This window comes from Candidatus Schekmanbacteria bacterium RIFCSPLOWO2_02_FULL_38_14 (assembly GCA_001790855.1).
Lineage (GTDB): Bacteria > Schekmanbacteria > GWA2-38-11 > GWA2-38-11 > GWA2-38-11 > 2-02-FULL-38-14-A.
Genome location: MGDH01000009.1, coordinates 19137 through 42341, shown reverse-complemented (window position 1 = coordinate 42341; position 23205 = coordinate 19137). Strand labels below are relative to the sequence as shown.

The following is a 23205-nucleotide window of genomic DNA, read 5'->3' as shown; positions in this document are numbered from 1 at the left end:
TAATCTATATGAGCAATGGCTTTAATGTCAATATGAAAGAAAGATGAGGACATAGAAATATGGGGGGATTGCTTCATCGCTTTGCTCCTCGCAATAACATTTCAATCCAACTTCCTTTTGGAAGAGGGGTTCTCGAAGACTTCCTCTCCCTTGGTGGGAGAGGGAAGGGTGAGGGGGAACCCGTAGCCGCAGACTTTAGTCTGCGTAAAAAAAAATATAATGATAAGGAGAGGGAAATAGGAAAGAGGTGGTGGAATGTTAAGGATGTTGAAAGGTATTGTGAAAGAGTTGAGAGTTTAGAGTTGAGAGGTCAGAGAGAGGGGCAAGAAGGGGCAAAAGAAACGAAGGACGGAATACAGAACAACGAGCGACTGAAAAAATTCAAAATATAGTTGAGGGAGAGGAATTATTAGACAAAGAGAAACTTGTTGCAGAAGCCATGATGCTTGGGTTAAGGATGATTGAGGGAATAGATACAAGAAAGTTTTATAGTATTCACGGAGTAGCAATAGAAGACAAATACGGTGAAGAGATAAAGGAGTTAAAAAAAGATAAACTTCTGGAATTAAAAAATGGAAAACTCAGGCTTACCCACAAGGGAATTCTTTTCTCAAATGAAGTGTTTTTAAAGTTCATGGTTTGAAATAATTTTCTTGACAATTTTTTAGTCATTAGGTATTTAGAAAATAAATTAACTCCATTAGACCTTTTGACTCCAAATGGAAGCTATATGCGTTTAATGAAAGCAAGTGAATACGGAATTCATGGTGTCCTATATTTAGCTATGCAGCCTAAGGGAAAAATAACTCTTCTTGATGAGGTTGCAGAGGCGCAAAATATCTCCAAAAGCTACCTTTCAAAAATATTTCAGACATATACAAAGATTGGAATTCTTAAATCATATCGTGGTGCGCACAAGGGTTTTGCTCTTGCAAAACCTCCTGAAAAAATTACCTTAAAAGAGCTTATTGAAAGCTTTGAAGGAAAGTTTTTTGCTGATGAATGCCTCCTTGGAAGGGGAGACTGTCCAAGGAACGGAAAATGCACTGTAAGTGCTAAATGGCGTGAGGCAGTAAAGGCAATGAACATGATTCTGGAGTCAACAACATTGGAACAATTAAGAGACAATCTTGAAAACAGCTCAAACACTGATAATTTTAAGGAGAACTTATAGTGACAGAGCAAAAAACTGGAGAAGCAGTAATAGTAAAACAGGGTGAAATAGACCATTTATGGTCAAGGAGAGATTTTTTTTCTTTGGCAGGGTGGTCAATGATTATTTCTATGTTACTTGGCTCAACAATAGCCTTTACAAGATTTATGTTTCCAAGGGTACTGTTTGAGCCAAAGACAACTTTTAAGGCAGGATTTCCAGATGAGTATCCAGTTGGAACAGTTAGTGAAAAATATAAAGAGTCACAGGCGGTATGGATAATAAGAACAGAGGAAGGGTTATATACGCTGCTTGCCCGTTGTACTCACCTTGGTTGCACTCCACGTTGGCTTGAGGCTGAAAATAAATTTAAATGTCCCTGCCATGGAAGTGGTTTTTTCAGAGATGGCGTGAATTTTGAGGGTCCTGCGCCAAGGGCGCTTGAAAGATTAAAGATTTCTCTTTCTGATGAGGGAGAACTTGTAATAGATAAAAGTGTCAAATTTCTTTTTGAAAAAGGTGAATGGGAAAAATCTGACGCACTTTTAAAAATTTAAGGGTGTAAAATGAAAAAGTTATCAATAGAAAAATTAAAAGAAACCATTTTTAATTCCTATATCTGGAAATCAATTTTCCGCCACGATTATTCTGATACTCCAAGGAACAGGGTTCTTCAGGTAACAAGCAATGTTTTTCTCCACCTTCATCCACCAAAGGTTGCAAAACACGGAACAAGGCTAAGCTATACATGGGGAATGGGAGGGATAACTTTTCTTATGTTTCTTGTTACTGTTGTAACTGGTGTAGTGTTAATGTTCTATTACAGGCCTACTGGGGAATATGCCTATGCTGATATGAAATACCTGATGTTTGATGTTCCCTTTGGTCCTCTTATGAGGAATATGCACAGATGGGCAGGGCATGGAATGGTAATCTGCGTCTGGTTTCATATGTTCAGGGTCTTTATGACAGGTTCATATAAGTCTCCAAGAGAATTTAACTGGGTCATAGGTGTTGTTCTTCTTGTTTTAACCCTTCTTTTAAGCTTCACAGGTTATTTGCTTCCGTGGGACCAGCTTTCAATGTGGGCAGTTACAGTAGGCACAAATATGGCAAGAGCTACTCCGTTCTTTGGACATGAAGGTCCCTTTGGCGGTGAGGTTGGTGTAACAGCCCGTTATGATGCAAGGGCATTCCTGCTTGGGGGAAGCGTTGTTGGACCTGCTGCACTTTTAAGATTCTATGTCCTTCACTGCATATTTATACCAATAGTAGCTTCAATTCTTATGATTCTCCATTTCTGGCGAATAAGAAAGGATGGAGGAATTTCAACACCTCAGCTTGAGATTGCGCAGAATGCGCAGAAGATTGTTGATGGTGAAGAAGTTAAGAAGAAGGAAATAAAAAAAATTACAAAGCTTCATGTATGGCCTTATCTTATGAGGATGGAATTTATTGTAGCTTTGATAATAACATTGATACTGGTTGTCTGGTCAATTACGATTGATGCTCCCCTTGAAGAGGCAGCAAACCCGACAAAAACACCAAATCCATCAAAAGCCCCGTGGTATTTCCTCGGGCTTCAGGAGATGCTTGTTTATTTTGACCCGTGGATTGCAGGTGTTGTCATACCAGTGCTGATAATTGTAGGGTTAATGGTTATTCCTTATATTGATATCAATCCAAGGGGGAATGGTTACTATACATTCAGGGAGAGAAAATTTGCTGTATTAAATTTCTGCTTTGGCTTTTTTGTCCTCTGGATAGGACTCATTATCATGGGAGTTTTCCTCAGAGGTCCTGGATGGTATTTCTTCTGGCCTTGGCAGGAATGGGACCCACACAAAACTGTAGCTCTTACTAATATCAACCTTTCTTATGCTTTTGGGATACGCCACTATGTTCCTGCATCAATATTTGGTGCGCTTGTTGTTGGCGGATATTATGCGCTTGGGGTTTTTTACTATTTCTGGAAGCGTAAGAATGAAATTATCAGGAAACTTGGGGTAACAAGGTATGCAATTGTTTCATTCCTTTTCCTAACAATGATAGGACTTATTATAAAGATGTTTTTGAGATTAGCGTTTAATATTAAATATGTGTGGGTAACTCCTTGGTTCTATATATAGTTACTAAAGAATTTAGAAATTAATTCTAATAAAAGGAGACTGATGAAAGCAAGTGAACCCGGTTTAAATGGTGGCAGCCCATCTGAAGAGAAAAAATCTTACAAAATACATTTTTTTACTCTGGCTCTTATAACAAGTATTTCGCTTATCTGGTCAGTTTATAATGAGACAGTTACAAGAAGACCATGGAAGGATTATCAGAAAGAGTTTTTCAGGCTTGAGACTGCAAAGCTTGAGAAGGAGCTTGAAGAGGCTAAGAATGCAATCCCTGCAGATGAATTCAAAGAGATTGATGGAAAACTCAGGAAGCTAAGAGAGGAGTTTAATAAGAAGGAAAAAAGCAATGAATACAAAAATGCAATAAAGGAACTTGATAAAAAAGAAATAAAACTTCTTGAGATTTCTCAGGGACTTCAGTTTGCAAAAAGTTTAACAGAAGAGGCTTACTTCCTGTATCAGCAGGCTTTTGATAAAGGGGGCAATTATCAGGCAAAGAAGGCAAAATGGGAAAAACTTTTTGCTGAGACAGAGAAATGGGGACCAGTAGTAAAAAAAGCAACTGCTGAAAGAGATGAAATCAGGAAAAAAGTTGACAGCTTCAAAGGGGAAATTCCTGAGTTTGAGGAAAAGTTAGAAAAATATAAAGAGAATATTGCCAAGATTGAAAAAAAGCTTGATATTCTCTCCAAAAAAATTCCTGAAATTAATCAAATTGTAATTCAGGATTTTTCAAGAAATAATTTTGATGAACCAATTCTTAAAGCTGACAGGTGTCTCTCCTGTCACTTAGGAACCGACAGAAAAGGTTTTGAAGGTTTTAAAGAGCCTTACAGGACTCATGTTAATTATGAAATTTTTATTGAAAAACATCCTGTTGAAAAATTCGGCTGCACTTCCTGTCATGACGGACAGGAAAGCGGTCTTGCTTTTTATGATGCAGGGCATGCACCTAAAGATAAAAAACAGGAAACAGAATGGAAGAAAAAATATGATTGGCATCCGATTTCTCACTGGGAAAAACCTATGCTTGCAGGAGATTTTATACAATCCTCATGCCGAAGATGCCATGCCCTTGAAGAGGATATTCAAGGGGCGCCTGTTCTGTCAGAGGGCATAAATCTTTTCAGAGAAAAAATAGGATGCGTCAACTGTCATCTTGTAAAAGGATATGAAGATGTTAATAAAATTGGTCCATCCTTAAAGAACATTGCTTCAAAAGTTAATCCTTCTTGGATTTTCCAGTGGGTAAAAAATCCCAAATGGTATCATGCAAAGACAAGAATGCCCAATTTCCTTTTATCTGACCAGGAAACCGCATCAGTTGCTGCATATCTTTTGAATCTTCCAAAAGACGAAACATGGAGGGTTTACAAATTAAGAGATGGTGTTCTTGGAAACAGCGCCCTGATAGCTAAGGGCAAAGAGCTGGTAAGGGATATAGGATGTAATGGTTGCCATTCAGTTGGCATCACAGAAATTTACCAGAATAACTCAAGAGATATAGCTCCAATCCTTACTAATATTGGAAACAAAACAACACCTGAATTTATATTAAACTGGATTTTGAATCCAAAGCGGTACAATTCAAAAACCCTTATGCCAAATCTGAGGCTTACTGCGAATGAGGCAGAGGCAATAGTTGCCTACCTTTACAGCCTGAGGGATTCAAATTTCAAAAAGATAGAAGACATAGAACAGAAAATAGCCAACAAAACAGAAGCAGAAAAAGGATTAAAAATAATATCAGATTATGGCTGTTATGGATGCCATGAGATACCCGGTACAGAAAAGCTTGGAAGGGTGGGCGCTGAGTTGAGCAATTTTGGCAACAAAGAGCTGTATGAGCTTGCTTTTGGTTATGCAAAACAGGTTGAAAGAAGCTGGCTTGGCTATGCCCTTACAAAAATAAAGACCCCAAGGATATTTGAAACTGAAGTTGTTGTGCAGAGAATGCCTGATTTTAAACTGAATGATGAAGAAGCTCACGCTCTTGCAGTTCTTCTTAAGGGCTTCAGGGATGAAAAGATCCCAAAAGAGTTCACAAGAGAGGTTTCTGCAAATTATACAGACATTCAGAAAGGAAGGAAGATTGTAAAAAAGTATAACTGTATTGGTTGCCACGAGGTTGAGGAAAAGTGGGATGGTGCAAATATTCAGGTTGCTCTGAGAGAAAAATATAGTAATGATGAGATAAACGTAAAAAGCTATTCGCCTCCGAGGATTGTCGGAGAAGGGACAAAAGTGCAATCTGAGTGGCTATTCAGGTTTATTCATGAACCTGTTCCAATAAGGCCTTGGCTTTCTGTAAGAATGCCAACATTCAATTTTAGAGAGGCACAGGCAAACAGCATTGTAAGATATTTCCAGTCCATGTCCAGAGAAGAAGTATTCTATCACTATCTTGAGGAAAAAGAATTTACTGCGCAGGAAAAGGCTGAAATGAAATCTCTTATCGATACACTGCAATGCCTTAAATGCCATCAGTTTGGAAAAGGCGGAGCAGGGATTTCTGCTGCAGAATTAGCTCCTGACCTCTCTCTGGCGAACGGAAGATTAAAACCCAAATGGATTATAGACTGGCTTACCAATCCTCAGCCGCTCATGCCTGGGACAAGGATGCCAAATTTTTTCTATGATATTGATGAGGATGGCGAGAAGTCAGAACTTCTGCCGGAACCTGAAAAGAAGATGGAGCTTTTGAGAAATTATCTGTTCAGTTTGAAGCAATAAATCATGAAATTACTGAATAAAACCCTATTTGTCATTGCGAGGAGCGTTAGCGACGAAGCAATCTCAATTTTAGCTGTAAGCTATCAGCTGTCAGCTTTTAATGAGATTGCTTCGCCATTCGGCAAGCTCATAGCTCGCAATGACAGGAAGAAAAGAAATATTTTCAGAAATACCTCTATATATTATGGCTTTTAGAATAACAGAGAAATGTATAGGTTGCACTGTCTGCACAAGGAGATGTCCTGTAAGCGCAATTTCTGGCGAGAGGAAGATAAAACATATAATAGATGAGAGACTCTGCATTGAATGTGGTGCCTGCGGCATGGTATGTCCGAGCGAGGCAATAACAAACGGCAATGGGCTGCCAAGGAAAAGGCTTAAACCAAATGAAATACCGGTTGCAACGGTTGATACAACCCTTTGCTCCGGATGCGGGTTCTGCGCTGATATGTGTCCTTTTGAATCTGTTGAATTGCTCAAACGTGAAAATGCCGGGGATGTCTTTGGCATTGCAACAGTTACAGCAAAGAAGTGCGTTGCATGCAGGCTGTGCGAGTCAATCTGCATAAAGGAAGCAATTTCAATGGGAAAGAGAGTGTAGGCGATTATGGAAGTTCTATACGATACAACGTTGGTTGAGGATGTAGTATTCAGGGAAATAAAGAGGAGAGAGGCTATTGGGAAAGATAGTGATGTTAAGGATTATTATGATAGGCACAGGAAAATCTATGAAAGGCGTGAGGATTCAAGGGAAAAACTTTTTGAAAAATTCCATGAAGAATTTTTTCTGAAGTTTGGATTTGGCAAGCCAATTCTTGATGTCCTCTCTGAATTTAAAGAGTTTGACAATAAAATAAAAATTATAGCTGTTTTTAAAGCCCTTATAGTTTCTCAGGAAGAGGCATCAATCAGCAATGATTCAGGAAAAATAGGGTTGAGAATCCATCCTGAGCAGTTTTTTATCCAGCCAAAACTTGAAGCATTCATAAGGCATGAATTAAAACATATTTCAGATATGCTTGATGGCAATTTCAAATACAGAAAATATAATAAGACAGGAGCTGTTTCGCCTGCGCAAGAGAATGCAATCAGAAGCCGCTATAAAATTATATGGGACATATTTATAGACGGAAGAATTGCAAGAAGCAGGAAAGAAACAGTTGTCTTGAGGGAAGAAACATTTGCAGAGTTCAGAGAACTTTACAGGTCAATACCATCTTCTCATCTTGATGAAATTTTTGAAGCCCTATGGAATGCTGAGAAATTGACCCATGAAGAGATTCTTGCTATGGCAAGGGATTTTAAGGTGTTAATTAAAAAATATTCTTCAATTGATGAGAAAGAATTAAGCGAGGATATGATAGCGCTTCCGGGTTCTCCATGTCCTATTTGTAAATTTCCTACATTTGACTGGAGCAAAAACCTGTTTGAAGAAAAAGAGTTAGTTTTAACAGCAATAAAAAAGGATTATCCGTGGTGGAGTCCTGAAAAGGGTTTATGCGGGAGATGTTTAGAGGTCTATAAGCTGAGAAGAGAATGGCTGGGGGTGTCATAGGGAAGTTCAAAAATAAAAAATCAAAACTTAAAATTTAAAAGGGGTTATGAATAGAAGAGAATTTTTTAGATTGGCAACGAGGACAGTAACAAAAGATGAAAACTGTATCAGGCCTCCGGGCGCAGTCGAAGAGGGGGTTTTTCAGAAAATATGCAAGGGGTGCGGTAAATGCGTGCAAGCCTGTCCTCATCAAAGCATAAAGCTTGTAAATAAATACCCCTGCATTATGCCTGAAAACACTCCATGCTATTTATGCAAAGAATTTCCATGCAGAAGTGCTTGCGAAAACGGTGCTTTGAACCTCGTGAAGACAGATGAAAAAAACAAAATAGGTATGGCAGAAATAGATAAGGAAAGATGTTCTGCATGGTCAGGAATGGATTGCAGAATGTGCTATATTAAGTGCCCTTTCATGGATGAGGCTATAGTTCTTGACGATTTCAAGCCTGTTGTTGTCCATGAGAAGTGTGTTGGCTGTGGAATTTGCGAGAATGTTTGTTTTATGTTAAACGGAAAAGCTTTTATAAAGGTTTTCCCCAAAAGAGTTTCTTTATTAAAGGAATTATAGATAGAAAAGGAGGTAGAATTTATGGGATTTAGCAGGAGAAGGTTTTTAAAAACCACAGCGGCGGCAGGAACTGTTGCAGTATTTGCCAAGGATGGTCTTGCGCTTGAAATGCTGCAGCCTGTTGTGGCGATTGACAATCCTCTCCAGTCCTATCCGCCAAGGGACTGGGAAAAAATCTACAGGGACCAGTATCGTTATGACAGCACTTTCACATATGTATGCTCGCCAAACGACACGCATGCCTGTCGTCTGAAGGCTTTTGTGAGAAACGGCGTGGTGATGAGGTCTGAGCAGAACTATGATGTAAAAGATTATGCAGATCTCTATGGCAACAAGGCAACCCCTAACTGGGGTCCAAGAGGGTGTTTGAAGGGGTTCACTTTCCACAGAAGGGTCTATGGTCCTTACAGATTGAAATATCCTATTGTGAGAAAGGGATGGAAGCAATGGGCTGATGAGGGTTTTCCTGAACTTACAGAGGAGAACAAAAAGAAGTATAAATTTGACTCACGCGGGACTGATGAATTTGTAAGACTTTCATGGGACAAGGCTGTAGATTATATTGCGCGTGGGTTTATCAATATTGCAGAACGTTACAACGGCGAGGAAGGAGCAAAAAAACTTTTGGCTCAGGGCTATGAGCCTGAGATGGTTCAGGAAATGAGGGGTGCTGGGACAAGGACATTTAAACTGCGCGGCGGAATGGGGCTTTTAGGCGTAATCGGCAAATACGGCATGTACCGCCTTTCAAACACCCTTGCGCTTCTTGACGCAAACTTAAGAAAGGTTGACCACGAACACGCACTTGGGGGAAGAGCATGGTCAAACTATACATGGCACGGTGATCAGGCGCCCGGGCATCCTTATGTTCATGGCCTTCAGGCTTCAGAAATAGACCTCAATGATCTCCGTTTCTCTAAACTCCATATTCAGGTGGGAAAAAATATGGTTGAAAACAAGATGCCTGAGTCCCACTGGTTTATTGAGACTATGGAAAGAGGTGCAAAAATAGTAGTTATAGCTCCTGAGTATAATCCGCCTGCAACAAAAGCAGATTACTGGATACCAGTGCGTCCTGGCATTTCTGATACATCAATCTTTCTTGGAATAAGCAAGTATTTGATGGACAACAACCTCTATGATGAACCGTTTGTTAAGAAGTTTACTGATTTTCCTCTTCTTGTGAGAACTGATAACCTCAAGAGATTAAGAGCTCACGAAGTATTCAAGGGTTATAAATCAGTGATTGACCCAAATGGCGCAAGCTTCAAAATTCAGGGACTTAAAAAAGAACAGTATGAAAAGCTTGGCGACTTTGTTGTCTTTGATGCAAAAACCAAGAAGCTCAAGGCAATTACACGTGATGAGATTGGTGATAAAATGACTGCAAAGGGGATTGACCCTGACTTGGGATACAAAGGCACTATAAAGCTTGCCAACGGCGAAAAGGTTGAGGTTATGACACTTTGGGAAATGTACAAAATACATCTCAAAGATTATGATATTGACACAGTTGCCGAAATCACACGCGCTCCAAAAAATCTTATTGAACAGCTTGCAAAAGACATTGCAACAATCAAACCTGTTGCAATCCATTATGGTGAGGGAATCAACCACTGGTTCCATGCAACACTCCACAACCGCGCAACATACCTTCCATTAATGCTAACAGGCAACATTGGAGTAAAGGGCTCAGGTTCGCATACATGGGCTGGTAATTATAAATCAGCATTGTTTCAGGGTTCTGCATGGAGTGGACCGGGTTTCAAGGGATGGGTTGCAGAAGACCCGTTTGAAGTTAACTTAGACCCGAATGCAAAGGGAAAAGATATACACGCACATGCATATACAAAGGACGAGGAGCCTGCATACTGGAACCACGGCGATAAGCCGCTGATTGTTAATACACCAAAATACGGCAGAAAGGTTTTTACCGGGCAAACTCACATGCCAACTCCTACAAAGGTGATGTATTTTACAAACGTCAACCTTATCAACAACGCAAAGCATGTGTATGACATGCTTAAAAATGTTGACCCAAAAGTTGAGTTGATAATTTCGCAGGATATTGAGATGACAGCATCAATTGAATATGCAGACTTTGCTCTGCCTGCAAACTCATGGATGGAATTTGAGGGGAATGAAATAACAGCTTCATGCTCAAACCCGTTCCTGCAGATATGGAAGGGTGGTATTAAACCCCTTTATGATACCAAAGATGATGTAGACATACTTGCAACGATAGCCAAGAGGCTTGGAGAGATTCTTAATGATAAACGTTTTGCAGATTACTGGAAGTTTGTTCTTGAAGGAAACCGCGATGTCTATATCCAGCGCCTGCTTGACTCTTCAACAACAACAGCAGGCTACAAGCTTGAAGACATCATGTCAGGAAAATACGGAGAGCCGGGCGTAGCCCTGATGCTTTTCCGCACATATCCCCGCAATCCGTTCTATGAACAGGTAACTGACAGCATTCCATTCTATACTGATACTGGAAGGTTGCATGCCTACTGTGATATACCAGAGGCAATTGAATACGGTGAGAATTTTGTAGTTCACCGCGAAGGACCAGAAGGGACTCCATATCTTCCAAATGTAATTGTCAGTTCAAACCCATATATCAGGCCTGATGACTATGGACTTTCCCCTGATGCAATGCACTGGGATGAGAGAACTGTAAGAAATATTAAAATGCCTTGGAGTGAGGTAAAAAAATCAAAGAACCCACTCTGGGAAAAAGGCTACAAGTTTTACTGCATGACTCCAAAGACACGTCATACAGTTCACTCTTCATGGGCTGTTACTGACTGGAACTTAATCTGGGATTCAAACTTTGGCGACCCCTACAGAATGGATAAAAGGACACCCGGAGTTGGCGAGCGTCAGATGCATATTAATCCAGAAGCGGCAAGAGACCTTGGCTTAAATGACGGAGACTATGCATATATTGATGCTAATCCAATGGACAGGCCTTACAGAGACTGGAAGCCGGATGACCCGTTCTACAAGGTTTCAAGGCTTATGATAAGGGTTAAGTACAATCCTGCTTACCCATACAATGTGATAATGATGAAACATTCAGCTTTTATAGCAACCGAGAAAACTGTCAAAGCGCACGAGACAAGGGAAGATGGAAGAGCGCTTTCAGCAGATACCGGCTATCAGTCAACTTTCCGCTACGGCTCGCATCAGGCGCTTACAAGAAACTGGCATATGCCAATGCACCAGACAGATTCTCTATTCCATAAGACAAAAACCTTTATGGGTTTTGTGTTTGGCGGCGAGGCAGATAACCACGCAGTCAACACAGTGCCAAAAGAGACTCTTGTCAAGATAAGCAAGGCTGAAGATGGCGGTCTTGGCGGCAAGGGAATCTGGAGACCTGCAACAACAGGATATACACCAGGTAATGAAAGCGAGTATATGAAAAGCTATCTAAATGGTGAAATCGTTAAGGTAAAAAAATCTTAATCCCATAATCCCCCCATCCCCCCTTTAGAAAAGGGGGGTTAAGGGGGATTTGATAAAACATTAAGGAGAAAATAAATGGCGCAAGTATATAACTGGCAATTAGGAAGGGATATGGAATATCCTTATGAAGCCGGATATCCCGCAGAGCAGTTTGCCTTTGTGTTTAACATTAATCGCTGCATTGCCTGCCAGACCTGCACAATGGCATGTAAGTCAACATGGACATTTTCAAAGGGACAGGAATTTATGTGGTGGAACAATGTTGAGTCAAAGCCATACGGCGGATACCCGCAATTCTGGGACATGAAATTGATGCAGATTATTGAGCAGATAAATCCCGGAGGACAGGTTTGGGATTCATCCAAAAAAGACGGAGCAGGCAAACCTTACGGCGAATTTGGCGGAATGACTGTGTTTGAGGCAGCGCTTAAGAAATATGGTCCTGAAGGGGGACAGAGGGCAGTTGGTTATATTCCAAATGACGAGGAATGGAGTGCTCCAAACATTTATGAAGATACTGCAAAGGGGATAAAGGGCGAGCCTAATAAAATGCACAGTGAAGGAGTAAAACTTCCTGAGCATGGAACATGGTTTTTCTACCTTCAGAGGCTGTGCAACCACTGTTCGCATCCTGCATGTGTTGCTGCGTGTCCGAGAAAGGCAATTTACAAGCGTCCTGAGGACGGGATAGTTCTCATTGACCAGTCAAGATGCAGAGGATACAGGAAATGCGTTGAGGGGTGTCCTTACAAGAAACCAATGTTCAGAGCTTCATCAAGGGTTTCTGAAAAGTGCATTGCCTGCTATCCAAGGATTGAAGGCAAAGACCCGTTAACAGGAAATGTTCCTACAGAAACAAGGTGCATGGCAGCATGTGTCGGCAAGATAAGGATGCAGGGACTTGTAAAGCTCAACCCGGATGGAAGTTGGAAAGAAGACAAAAACCATCCTTTATATTACCTTATTAAGGTTGAAAAGGTTGCGCTTCCTCTTTGTCCTACATTTGGAACACAGCCAAACGGATATTATATTCCGCCAAGATGGGTGCCAAGAGACTATTTAAGGCAGATGTTTGGTCCTGGTGTTGATGAGGCAATTGAAAAATATTCAGCACCATCAAGAGAGCTTCTTGCAGTACTTCAACTTTTTAGGACAACACAGAAGATTATTTATAGCTACAAGATTGAAGAAGGCAAAAAGGTCTATGAGACAACCATCAACGGTAAGAAGTGGGAAATGTTCAATGATACAGTAATCGGGTTTGGAAAGAACGGAGAGGAAGTTATAAGAACAACTGTTGAGGAACCTTTCTATGAAAGGCCTGATAAACATGCGAACTCAATCTGAGGTAAATAGACTATTGGTTATTGTAGAAACTGGTCTTTAGACCAGTTAATAACAGACCTAAAGGTCTGTTTCTACAGAATCTTAAAGGAAATAACTTATACCTATTAAGAGGTAAGATAGATGGAACAAACAGACTTAAAAGAAAAAGAAGTAAATCCTGCCAGGATGAATGCATACCAGTTTCTTTCCCGAGCATTTATATATCCTGAGGAGGATTTGTATTCATCTCTGAGAGAAGAGGGCTTTGCAGAGGAATTAAATTCCTGCTTTGCTTCTCTTGCCAATATTCATGAGAGAGAGGTTTCAGACCTTATAAATTCTTTGGCTTGTTCTGTTAGAAACATTTCTCTTGAAAATATGCAGTCAGAGTTTTCAAGGATATTTGGCCATTCGGTTTCAAATGAATGCCCGCCCTATGAAACAGAATACGGCAAGTCCCATGTGTTCCAGAAAAGTCAGGGGCTTGGTGATATAGCAGGGTTTTATAAGGCATTTGGACTTGAAGCTTCTGACAAGGCAAAGGAAAGACATGACCATATAAGCATTGAGTTAGAGTTTATGTACTTTCTTATTTTTAAGGAAAACTATGCGAGGGAGAACAGCAGAGCAGAGGAAAGCGATATCTGCAAAGATGCGCAGAAAAAATTTTTGAAAGACCATTTAGGCATATGGGTTCCTCTGTTTACAAAACTTTTAGGAGAAAAGGCAGGAAAAGGGTTTTACAAATTACTTGCTGAGTTGACTGGTAATTTTATGCGCTCTGAGATTGATTTCTTTAAAATTGAACCAGAGGAGATTAAGAAATTGGGTTCTTTCAAGGATTTTGATGATGATGCCTGCGCTCTTTGCGGCGGAGGGGACATAGGAGAGGTAGAAGCTTAGATTTGATTGCGGATTGCAGATTGAATATTTAGTTCTGAAGCCAGAGATAAATTAATGCAGGGGTTCAATCTATTGAACCCTTTTAAAAGATTGTTTAAAGATTTTTTAAGGAGGTAGAAATGAGAATTAAAAAGTTTTTACTCAGTGCCGTAGTCGGTTTAACAGTTTTTATTGCGGCGTTGAGCTGGACTGCGCAGGCAGCTCAGCCCAAACAGACACCAGAGATTGTGAGCAAGGGGGAGGATACATTTAAAAGGGAGTGTGTTGTGTGTCACGGCGAAAAGGGTGAGGGCGACGGCACAGCAGCATATCTTCTTTTTCCCAAACCGCGCAATCTTGTAAAAGGGATATTCAAGATTCGCTCAACTTCAACAGGAGAGCCACCAACAGATGAAAATATTTTCAAGACTTTAACAAATGGGCTTCCCGGTTCAGCAATGCCAAGCTTCAAGGCTCTGACTGAAAATGAGAGATGGGGGCTTGTGTATTACATAAAAAAGATTGCAAACATTACAGAGGCTCCGGAGAGCATAATCAAGGTTTCCAAAGAACCTGCTCCATCCAAAGATTTGGTCGCAAAGGGCAAAGAAGTATATGCAAAGCTAAAATGCTTTGAATGTCATGGCGAGCAAGGCAAGGGCGACGGACCCTCATCCCTGACAACAAAGGATGAGCTTGGCTATCCAGCTCCGCCAAATGATTTTACAAGAGGAATCTATAAGGGTGGTGGAAATAATTCTGATATTTACTTAAGATTTATCTCAGGACTTGACGGAACTCCGATGCCTTCGTATGAGGATTCAGCAAATGAAGAAGAGCGATGGGCGCTTGTCCAGTATGTGAGGTCTTTGGCAGGTTCAAAGGTAGCAGTTCAGCCCGGAGGCGGCAGTGTAACGGCTAAAAAAGTTGCAGGCAAAATCAGTATTGACCCTTTTGACAAGGTATGGAAAAATGTCAGGGCAGAAAAGGTGCCTTTTATGCTCCTGTGGCAGAGACAGGAGAGTGTTGACAGCGTGTCAGTTAAAGCAGTTCATAACGGGAGAAAGATGGCATTCCTGCTTGAGTGGGAAGACTTAACACCTGAAGCAAGGTTTACAAGGCATCAGGATTTTACTGACGGCGCTGCTATTCAGTTTCCTGTTGACCCAAAGAGAAAACCTCTTTTTACAATGGGCGCGCTTGATACAGAAAAGGAAGAAAATACTGTAAATATCTGGTTCTGGAGAGCAGACAGACAGCTTGACATAGACAAGAAAAAATTCAATGACATTGATGATACATACGCAGGGATGGTTGCAGATGACTACCAGCTTTCAAAAGCCCTTCATCCAAAAGATAAAAATAAGCCTGCGGTTAGGACTATTAGCGCGGTAGTAGAGCAAGATCCAACATATATCACAGGATGGGGAGCAGGTAATTTTGCATCACTTCCAGAGAGAAAATCACCGGTTGAAAACCTCAACTCAGAGGGATTCAGCACACTCACTCCAAGGAGCGTTGACGAACAGAATGTTGACGGCAGGGGTGTATGGGACAATGGAAAATGGAAGGTGGTTATTGTTAGAAGCCTTGATTCAAAATATAAATATGATGCAAAATTTAAAGCCGGGAAGGAAGTTCCTGTTGGATTTGCTGTGTGGAACGGAGCGCAGGGAGACAGAAACGGACAGAAGGCTGTTACGCCGTGGTACACTTTGAAGATTGAGTAGTAATATAGTAAATGGTTCAAGGATTTGAGGGTTCAAGAGTTCAAGAGAAATAAAAATTTATATCGATAGGCGGGGTTTTCTAACCCCGCAGATGTAGAAACGGGTCTTTAGACCCGTTAATAACAGACCTAAAGGTCTGTTTCTACAAATTCTGTTGGATACAATTAAAATTTTAAGGAGGAGAAAAAAATTATGAACAAAGTAAAAATTTTTAGCATCATTAGCATAGTAACAACTCTATTATTTTTAGGAATTTCAGTTTCCTATTCCTACCAGGAAACTGATGTAAAAGACGGCGGAACAATTGCAGGCGAGGTTAAGTTTGCAGGCAAAGGCGATACTGCTTCACTTCCTGTAACAAAGGACAACAATGTGTGCGGAAGCCAGAAGCCATCTGAGGAACTGATTGTTTCAAAAAGCGGCGGTGTGAAGAATGCAGTTGTATTAATTGAAAAAATTGAAAAAGGGAAAAAGATTTCAAAAGAGGATGCATCAATTAATAATCAGAGCTGCCAGTATATCCCGCATGTTCAGGCAATGGTAGCAGGAAGTTCAATAAACATAATTAACAGCGACCCGATTCTTCACAATACCCACGGGTACTTAAACCAGACTGAAACAGCATTTAACCTTGCGCTTCCAATGAAAGACCAGAAGATAAAGAAAAAAGTGAAAAAGCCTGGAATTATGAATATAAAGTGCGATGCCGGGCATACATGGATGAGCGCATATATAGTTGTAACTGAAAATCCTTACTATGCAGTAACAAATGACAACGGGATATTTGAAATTAAGGATATTCCTGCAGGAAAATACCAGCTAAAGGCTTGGCATGAGAAACTCGGCACACAGATTGCTGAAGTAACTGTAACAGAAAAAGGGACTGCAAAGGTCGTATTTGATAAGCTGAAGAAGTAATCATCCAATTTAGGATTGTGGATTGCGGAAAAGATACAAAAATTTATTGAGTTTTTCATTGTGTCATAGATTATTTTGTATTATATTATTTATAAAAGTTGAGCCTGCTCAACTTTGTCTCAAAACTCATTTGACTTATATTATTATATAATACTTATATCACGAGTAGATACATTGAGTATATCGAAGATTAGAAAACCTGAATGGACAAACCAATAAGATTTGATAGACACGCAAAGAGAAGAATGAAATGGAGAAAGATTTCAGAGGAAGAAGTTTTTTCGGTTATAAATGAGCCAGATAAGAGTGAAACATCAATAAAAGGAAGAATTAATCTTTACAAGGGAATTGGGCAAAGATACCTGAAAGTAACCTATAAGGAGTTTTCAAAGGAAATTTTAATTATAAGTGTGGTAGATAAAGGAGGTGTTTGATGAAAATAGAATATAGCAAAGAGGCAGATGCCATTTATGTGTATTTCAAAGAGGAATATGTTGCAAAGAGTAAAGAAATAGAAGATGGAGTAGTAGTAGATTTTGATGAGAAAGGTCAACTAATAGGAATAGAAGTCCTTGATGTGAGTCAAAGGTTTAAGCTCTCAGATATTGTTAATGTCAACATAGAGAATCTTCCAGTAGAGGCAGTAAAGTAGGAAGATATGAAAAAATTTTCCTTATCTCTCTTACATAAGATAGTAGCTGCCATTATACTTATACTCATTCCTATCCTTATCACTTTTATAAAAAAATACTGCTGAATACTCCCCAGCTTGCTGGGGAGATGAAAGCAGCTTTTGCCGTTTATAAAAAAATACTGCTGAATACTCCCCAGCTTGCTGGGGAGATGAAAGCAGCTTTTGCCGTTTATCACAGGGTTATCTTGTGTCATTCCCACGAAAGCGGGAATCCAGTCCTTCGACGAGCTCAGGATGCATGGTGAGCCTGTCGAACCATGGATTCCCGTTTTCACGGGAATGACGGCAATCAGGTTTTTTGCCGCTGAACGCTGAACGAAAAATTATGTCAGTTATAATAATCAGTTTAGGCGCTGTAATAATAGGATTTATCCTGATCTTCCTTTTGATAAACAGGAAGACCACTCCTGAAACTCCTGAAGCTCATTACTACTCTAATATCAACAACCAGCAGATTAATCCCCTCTTAATCATGCCGAGAGAAGACTTTATAGATTTAATAAAAAAATTGCTGATAAGGCTTGGATTTGGAATAAATGAAATTATCGCTACAAATTCAAATTGTGTGGACTTCTCTGTTTATGACCCACAGCCAATAAAGGGAGGGAAGTTTATTGTCCACTGCCTTTGTTTTCAGGAAGATAAACTTGTTAATTCAACAGATATTATAAATCTTCTTGACAATGTTAAAGGAGAATCAGCCTTGAAGGGGATTCTAATAACGCCTCATTTCTTTACAGTAGAGGCTTTAAACGCTGCTGCCGGAGTTCAACTTGAACTGATAAATGGAGAAAGACTTGTGAGGTTGTTAAGAGAGAATGATTTAATGTAGAAACAGGTCTTTAGACCTGTTAACAACAGACCTGAAGGTCTGTTTCTACTTCTCCATCTCCTCAATTATCTCATCTTTCCTGCCTTCACTGATAAGCTTATCGTTCTTCAGTGCTTTCCTGAAGGCTAACAAGCCTAAAAAGATTGAAATCAAGAACATAAAGGCTATTGGTATGTTATCTGGCATTGTGAGAATCTTTAAGAAATTTTCCATCCTCTTTTACCTCCTTCAATAAGGTTCTTTTCATGATTCAACATAATTAACACTAAACTTCATTGTATAAAGTTTTACTTTAGAATCAAGTAAAACTTTTTCAAAAAAATTCCTAATTTTTTTAAAAGAGGACATTTCTATTTGTGGTTGACACAAATAGCAGTCAGCAGCGCAGGATTATATCAGGGCAGGGGAGAATATTTTTTCTTGGCGTTTACACAAAACAGGCGGGATATTATCTGGAAAGGCTTTTTCCCTGCGCGCAGGCAAGTACCTTTTTGATATCAAAAATATTAAAAGGCTTTTCAATGAAGCCTGAGGCTCCATCTATGGAGTTTATATTTATAAAATCTTTATCAAAACGGTCAGGAAACCTCAGTCTTTCAAGACTGGGGATCATTGGCCGTCGGTAGCGAAGCGAAGGCATTCCGGCGAGACGGTCATCTCCGCTTAGAAACCACGGACTTTAGTCCGTGGAGATTTATTTAAGTTTTTTAGCTCATTTGCTGGTTCTTTCAGACCAAGCTCTGACAATTTCTTTTGTGTTGGGATTCCGTTCTTATCCCATCCGCGTCTTGCGTAATAGTCATCAAGCATCTCTTCCCATTTCTGAGGGTCTATGAACTCGCCCTTATGCGGTCCTGACAGGACTTTGCCCTCAATCCACTTGCCAATGAGATGGTCGTCTTTCCTTGTAATCCCCTCCCTCACAATATAGGCTCTTTCGAGATTGAATATTCTCTCTCCTGCAAGAAGCAGATGTTCCGGGGTAAATTCCGTTCCTGTAGCAAGGGAAAGCAGTTTTGCCATATCCTCCAGTTTTAGTCCGCCTCCGTTAGACTCGCTTGCAAACCTGCAGATTTCAAGAGCGTCGGTTATTGCAGCAAGGTGCTGGTAGTGGATTGCAACAGGGGCTTTTGAGTAGGAGTTGAGCTTCATTACCTCAGTTGTTCCGTATTTTTTTATTACTTCTTCTTCGCTTACTTTTTTTGTTCCAAACTCGGTTGGCACGCTTCCCCTTAAATGGTCGCATCCCCTTGTTGAGGTCGCAAGGCAGAGTGCCATTCCCTTTGGAATCCTTATATCAATTCCGCCAAAGACCATTCCTTTTGAATGGCTTATAAACTTGTCAGCACCTTTGCCAATTCTGTCTGCAGCCTTTACAATCCCATCTGCCAGAATATCTCCAAACCCCTCCCGTGACGCAATTTTGTGTATGAGGGAAATTACCGCATCATAGTTTCCCCATGTGAGGTTAATGCCATCTGTATCTTTTGAATTAATGATTCCCTGCTCATACCAGTCCATTGCAACAGCGATTATTGTTCCGCAGTCAAGGGAGTCAATGCCATACTGATTTACCATGTTGTTGATTTTGAAGATTGACGGAAGATAGGAATTATGTATTGTGGGTCCAAAGGGTGTAAGGCAGCCTTCCTCAATTTTGTTTCCTTTTTCTCCGGCAAACGGACCTTCCTTTACCTCAAACCTTTTCCCGCAATGAATAGGGCAGCAGAAGCAGGATTTTGAAGAGGTGAAGAATTCTGCCGCAATTTTTTCAGGGTCAAATTTTTCAGCCTCAGCATATCCTGCTGTCTGATTATAATTTTTCAAAGCAAGAATCCCCATTCTGTTTGTGGCTATTGTTCCTGAAGTTCCCCCGAATTTTGATATTGACTTTGCGAGGTTTGATTCTGCTGCTTTTTTGTGAAGCTCTTTTATCAGGTTTTTAAATTCTTCAGGTTTAGCCACTTCTCTCTTCCCCGTTCCCCTTACAGCAACAGCCTTTAATTTTTTTGCTCCCATTACTGCGCCGATGCCGCAGCGCGCAGCAGCCCTTTCCTCGTGCATTACTGAGGCAATAAGGACTTTGTTTTCACCTGCCTGTCCGATTGAAGCTATGCGGATTTTTGAGTCTCCTAGTTCCCCTCTTATTCCTTCTTCTGTCTCCCAAGTGTTTTTGCCCCATAGATGCCGGGCTTTTCTTATCTCAACCCTGTCATTGTTAATCCAGAGATATACATGCCCATCTGATTCTCCTTCAACGATTACGTGGTCATATCCGGCAAGCCTTAGTTCAGGGCCAAAAAAACCACCTGCATTTGCATCTCCGAGAATTCCTGTGAGAGGCGATTTTGATGTAACAGTGAAACGGGCTGCTGCTGGTGCCTGTGTGCCTGAAAGCGGGCTTGCGCCAAAAATCAGTTTGTTTTCGGGTGAGAGGGGTTTTGTGGATACAGATGTTTCGCTGAAAAGGATTCTTGAATTTATCCCTCTGCCTCCAATAAAATCCCGTTTCATTCTTTCCTGAAGAGGTTCTTTTGAAATTTTCCCTAATGAGAGATTTACTCTTAAAATTGCTCCTGAAGATTTCATAGGATATCATCTCATGTTATATTTATGCTGAAATCAAATCCTAAATTCTAATGTTCTGAACTGTTTTGAGTTTTAGATTTTGGTCATTTGAAATTGTTTGGGATTTAGTATTTTGAATTTATCACAAAAGAACCCTTGCTTTTCAAGTCCTCAATTCTGCGCCTAATTTTTTGTTAAGCTCGTTTATGATATTGAGCCTGATATCATCAACTTCCTTGTCTGTGAGTGTTCGTTGGGGATTTCTGAATACAAGCGAAAAAGTCATGCTTTTTTTTCCTGCCGGGACCTGCTTTCCTTTAAAAAGGTCAAAGATTTTTACATCTTCGAGAACCTCTCCGCCTATTTTTCTGATTATATCCATTATTTCATTGAAGCCTGATGCTTCAGGTAAAATTATAGAAATATCCCTGTAAGTTGGTGGATTTTTTGGAATAGGTTTGTATACAGGGTTAGTTCCTGTATTTAGCAGTAACTCATCAAGACAGATTTCAAATACCGCAACTGACTGGAGAATCTCGAATCTTTCAGCTATTTCCGGATGAAGCTCTCCTAAGAATCCCAAGGGTTTTGAATTTAAAAATATCTCTGCTGATTTTCCTGAATCAAGAAATTTATACCTGTCTTTGTGTTTACGGAAAGAGAGTGTGACTGAGAAATGCTTCGAGACTGCTTCTATAATTCCTTTTGCATCGAAAAAGTCCATTCTGCGTTTTATATTCATCCATGATTTTGATTCATATTCTCCTGAAAGCAGACCCGAGAAGCAGGTTTTTTCTTCTGGTTGCTCTGCAGAACCTTTGCTGAAAAATACTTTTCCTGTTTCAAATATCTTAATGTCAGAAAGAAATCTTTTTGTATTTAATTCCAGATTGGCTAAAAGACCGGGAATTAGTGTTGTCCTCAGTATATTCTGTTCCTCGCTAAGAGGATTTTTTAATCTTACAAAATTGCAAAGAGGGCTTTTATCTGTAATGCCGAGCTTTTCGAGAACCCTTTCGTCAATGAAACTGTAGTTGATTACTTCTGAAAACCCCCACCCGGTCATCATATTCCTGATTTCTGAAACAAGGGGAGTTTTTTCAATCTTTCTTTTATGATAGAGGCTTGGAGAAGGGTAGGTGGTTGGAATATTCGGATACCCGAATATCCTTGCCACCTCTTCTATAATATCTATTTCCCTTGTCAGGTCAGGACGGTATGATGGAGGAACGACTTTTATTGCTGAATCAGTCTTCTCCTGAATCTCCATTCCCAACTTTTCAATTATATCAGAAACACGGTTTTCCGGAATTTTTATTCCGAGAATCTTTTCTGCTTTCTGGTGGCGGAATAAAAACGGCTCTCTCTGGATTTTTTTTGGATACTCGTCAATTATTCCTGCAGCGATTTTCCCTCCGCAGATTTCCTGTATCAGGTCTGCAGCCCTGTCTGATGCAAATTTCAGTATTTCAGGGTCTGCACTGCGCTCAAACCTGTAAGATGCTTCAGTTGAAAGCCCTAAATATTTTGAACTCCGTCTTATATTTACAGGATTAAAATATGCGCTCTCAAGAAGAATGTCTGTGGTGTTTTCAGAAACTTCAGAGTTCTGCCCACCCATTATTCCAGCCAAGGCAATTCCCCTGTTGCTGTCAGCAATAAGCAGTGTCTCATCATTTAGGTTTCTTTCCACCCCGTCAAGGGTTTTAAATTTTTCACCACTTCTTGCTCTTCTGACAACAATTTTTTTCCCTTCAATAAGGTTGTAATCAAATGCGTGCAGGGGATGCCCTAATTCAATGAGCACATAGTTGGTTATGTCCACAACATTATTTATTGACCTTATGCCGACAGATTTAAGCCTGCGCCTGATGAAGGGAGGTGATTCTGATACTTTTATTTTTTGTATGATTCTTGCAGTATATCTAGGGCAGAGCTCTGGCTCCTCTATCTTTATTGATACTAACTTTGAATTATCATACTCTGATTCATTGATTTTTATCCTTGGAAGTTTCAGCGGATTTCCTGTGATTGCTGATATTTCTCTTGCAAGCCCGAGGATATTCAGGCAATCAGGGCGGTTTGGAGTTGGACTCAGTTCTAACACCGTGTCCTCTGAATCAATAAGTTCAGGTATTGGTTTTCCAATTGCTGAATTTTCAGGAAGCTCAATGATTTTGTCTGAGTGGTCAGCGATGCCTAAATCCTGCTCAGAGCATAAAATGCCGCCAGAATCAATTCCTCTGAAACTCTGAGATTCAGTTTTTAAACCTGAAGGGAGCAAAGTTCCGGCAGGGGCAACCGCCACTAACATTCCTTTTTTTATGTTCGAGGCTGCGGTAACAATATTTAAGGCTTCTGTTCCTATGTCAACACTGCACAGAAACAATTTCTTTTCGCTATTGATTTTTTCAAAAGAGAGAATATTCCCTGCTATTACGTTTTCAATGCCTTTGGCAAAATATAAAATTTTCTCCACCTCAATGCCTGCCATTGTAAATATACTGGCTGTTTTTTCAGGTGAAAAATCAAAATCAACATATTCTTTAAGCCATTTTATGGTTGCTTTCATCTGAAAATTTCCTCAAAGGCAGGTCAGGAGACCTGCCGCTATCCTGTAAAAAATTTCTTTGGCGGGGTAAGAAA

19 protein-coding genes and 1 pseudogene are annotated in these 23205 nt (G+C 40.1%); 18 read left to right on the top strand and 2 right to left on the bottom strand.

Annotated features, from left to right (window positions below; all coding sequences use genetic code 11):
• The first annotated feature begins 59 nt into the window (after nucleotides 1–59).
• The 18 genes and pseudogenes from A3H37_08785 (at nucleotide 60) to A3H37_08700 (ending at nucleotide 18617) form a co-directional block, all read left to right on the top strand.
• Complete coding sequence (locus A3H37_08785; GenBank protein ID OGL51110.1) at nucleotides 60–392, top strand: hypothetical protein; 333 nt, start codon at nucleotides 60–62, stop codon at nucleotides 390–392.
• Between the two features lie 50 nt (nucleotides 393–442).
• Nucleotides 443–643: a hypothetical protein gene (locus A3H37_08780; GenBank protein OGL51109.1), complete on the top strand. Its 201-nt coding sequence runs from the start codon at nucleotides 443–445 to the stop codon at nucleotides 641–643.
• A gap of 87 nt (nucleotides 644–730) precedes the next feature.
• Nucleotides 731–1174: a hypothetical protein gene (locus A3H37_08775; GenBank protein OGL51108.1), complete on the top strand. Its 444-nt coding sequence runs from the start codon at nucleotides 731–733 to the stop codon at nucleotides 1172–1174.
• 47 nt (nucleotides 1175–1221) lie between these two features.
• Nucleotides 1222–1710, top strand: coding sequence for a Rieske (2Fe-2S) protein (locus A3H37_08770; protein OGL51194.1), 489 nt, complete (start codon nucleotides 1222–1224; stop codon nucleotides 1708–1710).
• Nucleotides 1711–1719: 9 nt separating this feature from the next.
• Nucleotides 1720–2490 (top strand): annotated as a pseudogene (locus tag A3H37_08765) (cytochrome B6).
• Between the two features lie 834 nt (nucleotides 2491–3324).
• Nucleotides 3325–6012: a hypothetical protein gene (locus A3H37_08760; protein ID OGL51107.1), complete on the top strand. Its 2688-nt coding sequence runs from the start codon at nucleotides 3325–3327 to the stop codon at nucleotides 6010–6012.
• A 184-nt stretch (nucleotides 6013–6196) separates the two neighbouring features.
• Nucleotides 6197–6613: a hypothetical protein gene (locus A3H37_08755; protein ID OGL51193.1), complete on the top strand. Its 417-nt coding sequence runs from the start codon at nucleotides 6197–6199 to the stop codon at nucleotides 6611–6613.
• A gap of 6 nt (nucleotides 6614–6619) precedes the next feature.
• Complete coding sequence (locus A3H37_08750) at nucleotides 6620–7567, top strand: hypothetical protein (protein OGL51106.1); 948 nt, start codon at nucleotides 6620–6622, stop codon at nucleotides 7565–7567.
• Between the two features lie 46 nt (nucleotides 7568–7613).
• Entirely contained in the window at nucleotides 7614–8135 is a 522-nt protein-coding gene (locus tag A3H37_08745; GenBank protein OGL51105.1) for a hypothetical protein, read from the top strand.
• Between the two features lie 21 nt (nucleotides 8136–8156).
• Nucleotides 8157–11609 carry a nitrate oxidoreductase subunit alpha gene (locus A3H37_08740; GenBank protein ID OGL51104.1) on the top strand — a complete coding sequence of 1151 codons (3453 nt, stop codon included), beginning with the start codon at nucleotides 8157–8159 and terminating at the stop codon, nucleotides 11607–11609.
• Between the two features lie 75 nt (nucleotides 11610–11684).
• Nucleotides 11685–12956 carry a nitrate oxidoreductase subunit beta gene (locus A3H37_08735; GenBank protein OGL51103.1) on the top strand — a complete coding sequence of 424 codons (1272 nt, stop codon included), beginning with the start codon at nucleotides 11685–11687 and terminating at the stop codon, nucleotides 12954–12956.
• 120 nt (nucleotides 12957–13076) lie between these two features.
• On the top strand, nucleotides 13077–13838 hold the full coding sequence (locus tag A3H37_08730; GenBank protein ID OGL51102.1) for a hypothetical protein: 762 nt from the start codon (nucleotides 13077–13079) through the stop codon (nucleotides 13836–13838).
• A 119-nt stretch (nucleotides 13839–13957) separates the two neighbouring features.
• The gene (locus A3H37_08725) at nucleotides 13958–15547 is read left to right on the top strand and encodes a hypothetical protein (protein OGL51101.1); all 1590 of its coding nucleotides are present in this window, start codon (nucleotides 13958–13960) and stop codon (nucleotides 15545–15547) included.
• Nucleotides 15548–15739: 192 nt separating this feature from the next.
• Complete coding sequence (locus A3H37_08720; GenBank protein OGL51100.1) at nucleotides 15740–16465, top strand: hypothetical protein; 726 nt, start codon at nucleotides 15740–15742, stop codon at nucleotides 16463–16465.
• A 203-nt stretch (nucleotides 16466–16668) separates the two neighbouring features.
• A complete protein-coding gene (locus A3H37_08715; protein ID OGL51099.1) occupies nucleotides 16669–16899 on the top strand; it encodes a hypothetical protein in 231 nt (76 codons plus the stop codon).
• On the top strand, nucleotides 16899–17117 hold the full coding sequence (locus tag A3H37_08710) for a hypothetical protein (protein ID OGL51098.1): 219 nt from the start codon (nucleotides 16899–16901) through the stop codon (nucleotides 17115–17117). The genes A3H37_08715 and A3H37_08710 overlap by 1 nt, the downstream gene beginning before the upstream one ends.
• A 367-nt stretch (nucleotides 17118–17484) precedes the next feature.
• The gene (locus tag A3H37_08705) at nucleotides 17485–17991 is read left to right on the top strand and encodes a hypothetical protein (protein ID OGL51097.1); all 507 of its coding nucleotides are present in this window, start codon (nucleotides 17485–17487) and stop codon (nucleotides 17989–17991) included.
• Nucleotides 17992–18347: 356 nt separating this feature from the next.
• Entirely contained in the window at nucleotides 18348–18617 is a 270-nt protein-coding gene (locus A3H37_08700; GenBank protein ID OGL51096.1) for a hypothetical protein, read from the top strand.
• A gap of 37 nt (nucleotides 18618–18654) precedes the next feature.
• Here A3H37_08700 and A3H37_08695 read toward each other — a convergent pair whose 3' ends face one another.
• On the bottom strand, nucleotides 18655–20580 hold the full coding sequence (locus tag A3H37_08695; GenBank protein OGL51095.1) for a hypothetical protein: 1926 nt from the start codon (nucleotides 20578–20580) through the stop codon (nucleotides 18655–18657).
• A 142-nt stretch (nucleotides 20581–20722) separates the two neighbouring features.
• A complete protein-coding gene (locus A3H37_08690; GenBank protein ID OGL51094.1) occupies nucleotides 20723–23131 on the bottom strand; it encodes a phenylalanine--tRNA ligase subunit beta in 2409 nt (802 codons plus the stop codon).
• Nucleotides 23132–23205 lie beyond the last annotated feature (74 nt).